2 pseudogenes are annotated in these 1,073 nt (G+C 35.0%); both read right to left on the reverse strand.

The window, feature by feature from the left end:
* Positions 1 to 524: pseudogene (locus tag F6K52_RS36710) on the reverse strand (hypothetical protein); the annotation flags it as partial.
* A pseudogene (locus tag F6K52_RS36715) lies at positions 491 to 1,073 on the reverse strand (hypothetical protein); the annotation flags it as partial. The pseudogenes F6K52_RS36715 and F6K52_RS36710, both read right to left, overlap by 34 nt.

Genomic DNA, 1,073 nt, shown 5'->3' on the forward strand with positions numbered 1-1,073 from the left:
TAGTAAGGGTTTCTCATTTTTTCTAACGAGCTAATCAGTCGGAGCGGAAACCCAGCATACTCATTGACAATTAAAATTTCATCATCAGCTTGAGTTGCTTGGAAAACATTACTACCAATTGCTAAATCCTGGGAAAGTAAAGTCTTAAATTGGTGAACTTCTACTTCATCGGTATCCTTAAACCCTACTAATTGACTACTATTACGCTTATCATTTCTAAAATGAGGATCTTTCAATTTTAAAGGTAGTAAAGCTTCAGCTTCTTGCATAATTTGTCCCAAGCGCGTTGAACGTGCTGAGAGGGAGTATTTTTGCATAAAGCGTTTGATTACAGAGTTGACAATATTTACACTACGAGGTGCAAATAAACTATCAACTTTGATATCAATTTCCTTTTTCAATTGGTTGGGCGTAGTGCGCTCTTTATCTATAAAACTAGCCAAAGATTCCCCTCTACCAGTGGGTTCTGAAATTGCAGAACTTGCTAACACTAATTGGCGACGAAAATCATCTTTTGGTAGCATATTCTGAAAACAGCGATCATATCTTCTAGGTCAAAAATCGCTTCACCACTCATTTCATCAAAATCAAGTTGTCTGAGATCGCTTTCTTGTTTTTCATAGGTATTTTGCAATGTTTCAACCAAGTTATTAAAAGCAGCAAACTGGGTAATTCTAGCTTGTAAATGTTTTTGCAATTCATTCACAATTTCGAGAGTTTCCTGATTAACTGCTAAGTTAAAATTATATTTGATCAATTCACTTACTTCTCGTAGACAAGTTCTTGCTTCTGTTTGAATTTGGCTATTTTTGGAGTTGAGTAAGGGAATACCAGGTTTGTGCTCAATATCATCAATAAATTGTTCTGTATCACGCCATTTTTTATCTATATCTTCCAAGTATTTTGTGCCGCCAAAATAGGTAATTTGTTCCTGGAGATTACGTTGATAGTTATTCAACTCATGTTGCAGAGCATCAAGCCAATCACGGGTAATTTTAATAGAAAAAATTGGTTCAGTAGGAGTAAGTAAACGAGCCAAGAAAGTATCTATATTCGTTTTTAATTCTTTGGCA

The organism is Moorena sp. SIO3H5 (assembly GCF_010692395.1).
In the GTDB taxonomy this organism is placed as follows: Bacteria; Cyanobacteriota; Cyanobacteriia; order Cyanobacteriales; family Coleofasciculaceae; genus Moorena.